Origin of the sequence: Bacillus mycoides, assembly GCF_001757995.1 — a bacterium.
Classification (GTDB): Bacteria; Bacillota; Bacilli; order Bacillales; family Bacillaceae_G; genus Bacillus_A; species Bacillus_A mycoides_B.
Genome location: NZ_LXLV01000084.1, coordinates 1 through 7,908, shown reverse-complemented (window position 1 = coordinate 7,908; position 7,908 = coordinate 1). Strand labels below are relative to the sequence as shown.

8 protein-coding genes and 2 pseudogenes are annotated in these 7,908 nt (G+C 35.7%); 6 read left to right on the top strand and 4 right to left on the bottom strand.

Annotation, left to right across the window (positions count from 1 at the left end; genetic code table 11):
- Together BWGOE10_RS27795 and BWGOE10_RS27790 are read left to right on the top strand one after the other, a co-directional pair.
- A pseudogene (locus BWGOE10_RS27795) lies at positions 1 to 157 on the top strand (ATPase); the annotation flags it as partial.
- A gap of 380 nt (positions 158 to 537) precedes the next feature.
- Positions 538 to 1,107, top strand: a complete 570-nt coding sequence (locus BWGOE10_RS27790; protein WP_070144473.1) for a hypothetical protein — start codon at positions 538 to 540, stop codon at positions 1,105 to 1,107.
- A 495-nt stretch (positions 1,108 to 1,602) separates the two neighbouring features.
- On the opposite strand, the gene BWGOE10_RS27785 is transcribed toward BWGOE10_RS27790, so the two are convergent.
- The 3 genes from BWGOE10_RS27785 to BWGOE10_RS27775 all read right to left on the bottom strand — a co-directional run bounded on the left by BWGOE10_RS27785 (position 1,603) and on the right by BWGOE10_RS27775 (position 3,802).
- Positions 1,603 to 2,223 carry an NADH dehydrogenase gene (locus BWGOE10_RS27785; RefSeq protein WP_070144474.1) on the bottom strand — a complete coding sequence of 207 codons (621 nt, stop codon included), beginning with the start codon at positions 2,221 to 2,223 and terminating at the stop codon, positions 1,603 to 1,605.
- A gap of 233 nt (positions 2,224 to 2,456) precedes the next feature.
- Positions 2,457 to 3,272, bottom strand: a complete 816-nt coding sequence (locus BWGOE10_RS27780; RefSeq protein WP_070144475.1) for a hypothetical protein — start codon at positions 3,270 to 3,272, stop codon at positions 2,457 to 2,459.
- 59 nt (positions 3,273 to 3,331) lie between these two features.
- Positions 3,332 to 3,802 (bottom strand): stress protein, encoded by a 471-nt coding sequence (locus BWGOE10_RS27775; protein WP_070144476.1) that lies wholly within the window; start codon positions 3,800 to 3,802, stop codon positions 3,332 to 3,334.
- A gap of 355 nt (positions 3,803 to 4,157) precedes the next feature.
- Here BWGOE10_RS27775 and BWGOE10_RS33610 point away from each other — a divergent pair.
- From BWGOE10_RS33610 to BWGOE10_RS27755, 4 genes and pseudogenes are all read left to right on the top strand, one after another.
- A pseudogene (locus BWGOE10_RS33610) lies at positions 4,158 to 4,370 on the top strand (hypothetical protein).
- The gene (locus tag BWGOE10_RS27765; protein ID WP_070144481.1) at positions 4,327 to 4,572 is read left to right on the top strand and encodes a helix-turn-helix domain containing protein; all 246 of its coding nucleotides are present in this window, start codon (positions 4,327 to 4,329) and stop codon (positions 4,570 to 4,572) included. Before BWGOE10_RS33610 ends, BWGOE10_RS27765 begins: the two are co-directional and overlap by 44 nt.
- Positions 4,569 to 4,832, top strand: a complete 264-nt coding sequence (locus tag BWGOE10_RS27760; RefSeq protein ID WP_070144478.1) for a hypothetical protein — start codon at positions 4,569 to 4,571, stop codon at positions 4,830 to 4,832. The genes BWGOE10_RS27765 and BWGOE10_RS27760 overlap by 4 nt, the downstream gene beginning before the upstream one ends.
- A 10-nt stretch (positions 4,833 to 4,842) precedes the next feature.
- Entirely contained in the window at positions 4,843 to 5,313 is a 471-nt protein-coding gene (locus tag BWGOE10_RS27755) for a hypothetical protein (protein ID WP_236736013.1), read from the top strand.
- A gap of 43 nt (positions 5,314 to 5,356) precedes the next feature.
- Here the strand turns inward: BWGOE10_RS27755 and BWGOE10_RS27750 are convergent, their stop codons facing one another.
- Positions 5,357 to 5,713, bottom strand: a complete 357-nt coding sequence (locus BWGOE10_RS27750; RefSeq protein ID WP_070144479.1) for an FtsB family cell division protein — start codon at positions 5,711 to 5,713, stop codon at positions 5,357 to 5,359.
- Positions 5,714 to 7,908: the final 2,195 nt, after the last annotated feature.

The following is a 7,908-nucleotide window of genomic DNA, read 5'->3' as shown; positions in this document are numbered from 1 at the left end:
TTTAGTTCACTCTACTTTGGGACAAGCGCTTCAATATGAAGTTGAAATTGTTCCTAATCAAAACGGTGGTTTATACAGTGTCTACGGAATAGCACCTGGTAATGTTATTATTACTGCACAACGAGTTCTGAATTCAGAACTAACGCAGATTCTTTAGTTTTAAATAAGGGTGGGTTACCTAAAAAGTAACCCACCCTTATTTAATTGTTGATAATCATAGATTAAGTGAATTAGCTATTTATGTTTAGCTATAATCACTTCTTTATTTGTAGTGTTTTGAATGTATACTTTTGTTGTATGTTTTGATGATATCAAGAGATTTTGTATGAATTTAATGTTTAAGGGGAAATGAATGTAAACTAATATTTAAAAGTTTACATTGGAACAGCTTAAGAAAAATAACATTCACTTCTTATGGAAAGTAGTCATAGGAATACACCCTTCATTGTGGGCGGGGGGCACATAGTTATAAAAAAATACTCTTGTCCAATCCATCATCATTCTCTAGTCATTTAATATTACAAAGGGGGTGAGAACATGAAAAACAATGAAAAAATCACGTTTCGATATGTAAAAGATGATGGTGAAGAAATTAATTTGGGAGATTTTACTGATAAACGAAAAATTGTCATTGTCATTAATAATCAGATTACATTTGCACCGAATACAACACAAATTGCCAGTGGAGCCGGACAAAACAGTGCAGCAGGAAATAATGCAGCAATCGATTCATCGAATACCGAACAGCAACAAACGGTGGGCGCTGGAGGCAAAGCGATAAATAAAGGAATTAGTGGGGAGCAGATTGAGCCGCATAAAATGAAAAAAGAAAATTCGGATGAAGAGGTAGAATTTGTACTTATCATCAATAATCAAATTAATGAAACCAGTGAGGAACAGGCTAGTGCTACTCAAGTGGCAAGCGGTGGTGGAGATGACAGTGCAGCGGGAACCAACGCTGCCATCGAAAGTTCTAATACCAAACAGCAACATGCAGTGGGAGGCGGAACGGATAGTTTAGCAAAAAACGAAGGTGAAGAAGGCGACCAAATAGAAAAATTAGAAAAATGCAAAAAACGCAGAGAAAAATGCAAAAAACGCGATTAAAGAAAAAAAATCTGGATTTGAAGATCCAGATTTTTTTTGACACGGAGTTTTTTTTGAACGTTTAAGTGAAGATAATCCAGATTCTCAAAAAGAATTATTTGAGGAAGCATATAGTTTTTTGAAAGAATAATATATACATATCTAGTTAACATAACGTCTCATTATCAGCAGTTATCAAATCCCCGAAAGTCATTTATATCAAGATTTTTCCAGCATTCCGTTCCTTCAGCTGTATGCGGGATTTCATACATTACTGTCGCAACGACATTTGACAGTTCAAACCGTTCTTTTAGCTTGCATGAAATCCTGCGTATTCTTAGCAGATAAAATCCGCGTTTTGCCGTCAGTACCCCTTTATGTTTTTACGCATTAATTGAGCAGGTCCTCTTGAAAATAAAGAAAAGACACCCTAAGGTGCCTTCCTCCGACTTGAACCACTTTAATTTTAATAATATGTATTGGACTCCCATCCAAATATTATTTTATTGTATCTTTCTAGTTGTTTAACTGTGCTTGTCGTTCATATTGTTCTTGTTCTTCTTGCATTCGCTTTTCCCATCGGTCACGGTGTGCCTTTGCGGCCTTATCAAGTCTTTCTTCTGTTGCTTTTCGTTCTGCTTCTTTTTGTTTTAATTCCTGTTCTATCTTTTGCTCATTTTCCCATTCTTTTTGAACGTGTTCACATGTTATTCCAACTTCTGGCGAACCGCAAAGTTCAGGTTCTTCTTTCTTTTGTTGCTTCACTTCACGTTGCTTTGGCGCTTGTGCTTCTTTTGGTTTGCGGGCTTGTTCCTGCGTTTGACGTTGTTGTTCTTGTTTCGCCTTCTCTTCCGCTTGACGTTGCGCTTCCGCTTCTTGACGTTGTTGCTCTTCTTGTTTCGCTTTCTCTTCTACCTGACGTTGTTGTTCTTCTTGCTTTGCTTTTTCTTCAGCTTGACGTTGCTGTTCTTCTTGTTTCGCTTTCTCTTCCGCCTGTCGTTGTGCTTCCGCTTCTTTTTGTGCTTTTTCTTCAGCTTGAGAGTCATTAGGAGGACTTGATGTTTCGTTAGATGAGCATGCTGCTAATCCCATAATCAAAACGCAACTTGTGAGTGCGAGTAATAGTTTATTGTTCATAATATGTATCCCCCGGTGTCTAAAATGTAAGATTTCCTGAACTATCATAACAAACTATCAATCTGTATATTGTCATATTATGTCGAGTAAAAGTAAAAAAAAGACACCCTAAGGTGCCTTCCTCCGACTTGAACCATCTTAATTTTAATAATATGCATTGGACTCTCATCCGAAAATTATTTTACCACGTTAAGTAATTTTAGTCATTGAGAAATACGGTTCAAATCTATATTTTAACTATATAAATTTAAATCTTCCCTGAGATCCAAACATCCACTATATAATTCATTACTTTTGATCATTAAACGATCTACCCCGTCAGATATATTTTGAAGGTTAAAATTGGATCCGTTTTTCACACCAGAATTAAAGTTCATAGACAATATTCGATAACTATCTAAAATGTCCATATATCTCCTTCTTGTTCTGTTCACTACACTTATTTGTTCTTCAGTTAAGGCTAATAAATTAGGTATGTTATCGTCAATGGTATCAATGATATGTTTAGATAGTTCTAACATAATGTTAATCTGTCTAATTGACATATCTACTTTTTGGTTTGCAGTTGTAGTAGTCGCTAAATTATATAGTTCAGCATGTTTCTCTTCTAATTTATCAATCTTTTCTTGAGCAATAGTTGCTATATTATTAGATTCAGCAATTAACGAGTTTAATTGCTCTATTTTTGTATCCGATTCAGTTAAGTTAGTTTCTGTTTGTTGTCTTGCGGTTTCAATGTCTCCTAGCTTGTCTGTAACTAATTGTAATGTGTTTTCTGCTTCTTCAATTTTTTTCTTAGCTTTGTTTTCTAGAAGTTTGATATAAATAAAAGCAGCAGATGCGAGGGCTATAATAACTGCAGATGCAATAGAAAGCCAAGATGTTATACTCGAAATTTCTCCTTGCAAGAAGGTTATTTGACTGTCTTTAGCAGATATTATCTTATCTTGAACGTCTTTTACGGTTTCTAAAGATTCAACCTTCGTTTGTAACTTGCTCAATTGTTCTTTAATTTGTTCGTTAGATATTGTAAATAAAGTCAGTTTCATTGTTTCTCTCCTCGTTCGTATCATTTCACAAATAAAAGCACTCTTTCGAGTGCCGCTGCTTACTTCACTACCTTGTCCATAACTTCTTTATACTTATTAAACTCTTCATCTTTCATATCGCCATTCATCTGTAAAAGGAAATTCCCTTTAGCGTATGTATGAGAGAACAACATCGGATTTGAATTACTTAACTCATCATAATACTTCTTAGCTTTCTCTAAATCTTCTTTCTTACTAAATTCAAACACACGGCCACCTTTATCATCACCTAAAGCAGGTGTAAGAATACGTTTCCCATCTTTACGCATGTTCCCGAATTCTTTTTGAGGTAGATCTGTTGCATTCTCAGCTTCTAATCCAGCTTTCTTAAATTCGTTAATTAATGATGCTGTAGTAACTGGTTCAGGCTTTTTCGCTTCTTGTTTAGGCTTTGAATCACTTGAAGTACTCGCTTTATCATTAGAACCGCAAGCTGTTAGTCCCATAATTAAAGCGCTACAAGCTAATGTCGTTAGTAATTTCTTATTCATTATGTATTTCCTCCGTATGTGTAATATGTAAGATTTCTCAGCTAATCATAACAAATCCAGTTACAACTATTTTGTCGTATTTTGTCGAAACGAAATAAAAAAAGGCACCTTAAGGTGCCTTCCTCCGACTTGAACCATCTTAATTTTAATAATATGTATTGGACTCCCATCCAATATCATTTTAGCATGCTTGTTTAGTGTATTTATTGATAAATATTATAGATAACTTTCGATTAACTGTTTAGCTTCTTCCATACTTTTCAGCTGCTTTTTTTTGAAAAACACTGCATTTTCTTCTTGCGTTACTTCGAATTTAGTTCTCCTAGTACCAGATTTACTAACTAATTCAAAACGTATGTATCCATTTGGGTCATGTATTTGCGAAGCAGCGAACATTACGCCTGAAGAAGTGGATAGAAAGCGTCATGCCGTTATGGCGAGACTAAGAGCAATTCATCAATTACAACTGGAGGGGAAATGAGATGCCGAGACTTGGGACGGATATGGACAAAGAGAATTACACAATGGCGTTGCAGCAGAGAAAGCACATGAAGAAATCGCGTCGTAACTTATATATCGCTTTAGAAGAGTTGGACCTGGTCTTCGATGAAAGTGAAGTTATTCGATTAAAAGAAATGTGGAATGAAGATAAAAACATCATTGAAATCGCAAAAGATTTGGGAAGGCATCAACTAGAAATCGCCGCTCTGATTATGGATCAGGCAGACAAAAATAATATCAAATCCCGTCCGATGGGGTTAGGGGCATGAAACAACTAACACTGGAGGATGTTGTGGGAAGTTTCGATTATGCCGCAAAGAGCACAGCTGAAAAGTTCTTACAGCATAACGTCATAACGTATGAAGTACACTTCTATGACCCAGATGAGCGACAAAAAATAGACTGGTTCGATGTTAAAACGGAAAACGAAGCATGGAGTGCGGCAGTGAAAGAACACGGTAAAAGCATTCAGAAGATTAGGGTAACTATTTCTGATCGTACACGGGACGAAATCATGGCATTGGATTAGGAGGGAGCGAATGGAGAAGCCAACATTAAAGGATTATGCAAAGGCTGCGGAAATTGGTGTTAGCAAGAAGTATGTAGATCAACGAATGGAAGAACTAGATTGGAGTTTGGAACGTGCTATAACAACACCAGTCGGCACGAGTTGGGAAGGGCAGGAAAAACACACGAAGATGTACGTATTAGCAGAAAAGAACAATATCAGTCGTTCCACATTCTTTAGAAGAATACTTAACGGTATGACGCCATATCAGGCAGCAACAGAGCCGAAAGGATTTTCAAATTACATCCCTTTAGCAAAGGCGAACGGGATAAAGGATAAGACACTTTATCAAAGGGTTAAGAGGGGAATGAAACGATTTAAACAAAAGCGTTATTTGATACCGAATAAAAATAAAAAAAGCCCTTTAAGAGGGCCGTGTAAATGCTATCGCATATCGTATAACACAGTATATGCATGTCTCAGAATAGTGCGAACAAAATAGTTATTTAAATAAAATTGATGATAATCGCTTAGATATTAATAAGTTAATTAGGTATTTGAAATAGAGTTTCACCAGGCTTGGAAAACTTATACAATTTTCTTGCGAATTTTAAAATGCCGTCTTCACTTGCTGTTAAAGTCTTAATATCTTTCTCTCGAGAGTTTCCAACCTTTTCTAGAGCAGATAATCTTTGTTTTTCTTGATCTATTAGGACTTGTTTTGCTTTTATTAATTTTTGTTGTTGGTAAATGGAGTGTTGAGCAGACAAAGTTACAGGCAATATAAAAGCTAAAGTTAACAAAAAACGCCGTCTTAGTTTTTTATTCGTTTGTTGTTGATTGTTAGGAGTAAATTGTTTTTTTTGAACTAATTGTTGTGATAATTCTGGGGTATTGCTCATTTTAATGCCTCCATTATTAATTATAGAATTTAAAATTTTGAAAGAAATCATATATACAAAATGGGAATTTTGAACTCATTTTTGTAAATGTGGGGTTTGTAAGCTTTAAATAAAATCCCTATTCTTTATTAAAAACTGCCCTTATTGGAGGAGCAACAAGGGCCGAAAAGAGATGAATTTGCAAGGGGTAATCTGCAAAATCTTTTAAATTGTAACATGTATATATACCTATAGTAGTTACGAAAAGGTAACAAAATTCTTATTTAACAGCAAATGAAAAGAGCACACAAATAAGTATGCTCTTTGAAAGGTGGATTCCTATGAGTGGAGGACCTCCACACAATAACATATGCTTGTCCAGTTTAAAGGTGAAAAGATTTTTAACAAAAACGCTATTTGTGCGACACGTTTCCTTATAAGTGTGCAAACACGAAATAGGAGGGCTATCAATTTGATAACAACAACGGATTGACTGAAAGTAGGAATGAAAGCCGTCAGGTTGAGCTGAAACTACTTATCTGATACTCCTACATGCAAAGCGTGATAGTAGTCACAAATTGTATGAAGCTAGGTGAAGTCGGCTGAACAAAACCTAAGTGAGAAATCATATGGTTTTGGATAGGTCGGGATGCTACAAAATATCTAAGGTGAGAATGTCCTAACGGACTGGCGAACTTGCGAATGTACGGGTCTAAACGTTTAATATATCAGAAATGTGTATGTCGTCAATGACGACGTTATCTACCGAAAAGTAAGATTAAATAGTATGAAATTCGGAACATCTAACGATGAGGATGTAAAGATAACAGGCTTAAAGCAAGCACCTAAGGATATATGTATAGCTAGGTCAATCGGAACGTGGTAAGCAAGAAACTGTCACCAACGCCTACTAGCGGACAGATGCATATAAGGTTCTATTCTAACGAACCGAAGTTGCTTCATTCTTGTGAAGGTGGGGAAACAGTACCGACGAAGCATGTAACAAATGTGGAGGGATAGTCCCTAGTCTTGTTCTTTGAAAACTAAATCAATTAGATGTAACTCACAGGATCGAGTAAGATGATGTGACCTTTCGTAAGAAAGGGGAATTAATACGTTGGTGAGTACAACACTAAGTTTGTAATCTGGTTGCTTTAGTATAAAAGGAGAAGATGGGACGCTGTATGCGGTGAAAGTCGCACGTACAGTGTTAAGCGGGGGAAAAGATGGAGATAACTTCAAAGTCTTACCTATCGCAACTGTACTTAGGAAATGGTGATGTTTATATAAATGATAAAGCAGCTAGCTCAATGAACTAACTGCTTTATCGTCCAACAAGAACAATACCCACAATACACAGTAACTAAAGGTTACAACTATAGTATGAGCAGAAGTGAAAATGTTATGCAAAAAAGAAAGCTAAACAAAGACTTCATTTTATAAAATATTCCCATGCAACAAAGGACGCTTTCATTAGTGCCCTTTCTAAAAATAGCGTAAGTGGCCAGCTCACGTTATAAGGAAAGGTAGAATTTAATATATTCAAAACCTGCTTAAATGGTGAAAACAAAAGAACAGTTAGCAAAAGCTAACTGTTCCATTGCAACTTGTTAACAAAAGAAAAAGGTTGCTATTCAGGAATTGAACAGCTTGTAGATATTATGTGGAAGTTTTGGGATTTTATTCAGATAAATTACAAAAGCAGCTAGCAAAAGCTAACTGCTCGCCTCCAAGGAAAGAGGGAAAGAGTTTGGGTTCTACAAATCGATTATAGCTGTTTAACAGCCTATCTATAGAATGACCGGGATTTATAATTTTATTCAGACAAACAAAAAGAGCAGTGAGTTTTCACTAACTGCTCGGTTCTCCAAGGGGGAACAAGGAGAAAGTAACTTAATGGGTTGTCTACATTATTGACGGAATATTGAGTTTTATTCAGGGGTGTTTCCAAAAAAGTGACATACCGCCAAAATATAAAATTATTAAAAGGACAATTACTATGAAAGCAATTAAAGAAACTTTCTTCCAGGAATTTTTCATTAGTAGACCTCCTTTATAGAAAATATTAACATCCATCAAAAAATTGAACAAAATAATCCTTTGTGCGACACGTTTCCTTATAAGTGTGTAAACACGAAATAGGAGGGTTATCAATTTGATAACAATAACTGATTGACTGAAAGTAGGAATGAAAGCCGTCAGGTTGAGCTGAAACT

What these genes read in the sequence shown, in the direction of transcription:
- BWGOE10_RS27790 (WP_070144473.1), top strand. Translation starts at nt 538, where the DNA reads ATGAAAAACAATGAAAAAATCACGTTTCGATATGTAAAAGATGATGGT.
- BWGOE10_RS27785 (WP_070144474.1), bottom strand. Translation starts at nt 2,223, where the DNA reads ATGAACAATAAACTATTACTCGCACTCACAAGTTGCGTTTTGATTATG.
- BWGOE10_RS27780 (WP_070144475.1), bottom strand. Translation starts at nt 3,272, where the DNA reads ATGAAACTGACTTTATTTACAATATCTAACGAACAAATTAAAGAACAA.
- BWGOE10_RS27775 (WP_070144476.1), bottom strand. Translation starts at nt 3,802, where the DNA reads ATGAATAAGAAATTACTAACGACATTAGCTTGTAGCGCTTTAATTATG.
- BWGOE10_RS27765 (WP_070144481.1), top strand. Translation starts at nt 4,327, where the DNA reads ATGGCGTTGCAGCAGAGAAAGCACATGAAGAAATCGCGTCGTAACTTA.
- BWGOE10_RS27760 (WP_070144478.1), top strand. Translation starts at nt 4,569, where the DNA reads ATGAAACAACTAACACTGGAGGATGTTGTGGGAAGTTTCGATTATGCC.
- BWGOE10_RS27755 (WP_236736013.1), top strand. Translation starts at nt 4,843, where the DNA reads ATGGAGAAGCCAACATTAAAGGATTATGCAAAGGCTGCGGAAATTGGT.
- BWGOE10_RS27750 (WP_070144479.1), bottom strand. Translation starts at nt 5,713, where the DNA reads ATGAGCAATACCCCAGAATTATCACAACAATTAGTTCAAAAAAAACAA.